Source organism: Duganella violaceipulchra (assembly GCF_019166075.1).
GTDB lineage: Bacteria > Pseudomonadota > Gammaproteobacteria > Burkholderiales > Burkholderiaceae_D > Rugamonas > Rugamonas violaceipulchra.
The window spans coordinates 1-296 of the sequence record NZ_JAHTGR010000187.1 but is presented as its reverse complement, the minus strand read 5'-3'; the positions used below and the strand labels follow the sequence as shown (position 1 = coordinate 296).

Annotated in this window: 1 protein-coding gene; it reads left to right on the top strand. The window is 75.7% G+C overall.

The genetic code is table 11. The features are described from left to right. Positions 1–296: hypothetical protein (locus tag KVP70_RS33620; protein ID WP_217946762.1), on the top strand; the 296-nt coding region annotated here is incomplete at both ends.

The window sequence follows — 296 nt, the reverse complement described above, 5'->3', positions numbered from 1 at the left end:
TCTGGTGGCCGAGGCCGGCGCGCAGGAATCTGCCGCCGCGCTCGACCCGGCCACGCTGCGCGCCGCGCTGGCGACCCGGCTGGCCGACTACATGCTGCCGGCCGCCTACGTGGTGCTGGAGGCGTTGCCGCTGACCCCGAACGGCAAGCTCGATCGCAACGCCCTGCCAGCCCCCGGCCAGGACGCCGTCGCGGCGCGCCGCTACCAGGCCCCGCAGGGCCCGGCCGAGACCATGCTGGCCGCCGTCTGGGCCGAGCTGCTGGGCCTGGAACAGGTCGGCCGCGACGACCATTTCT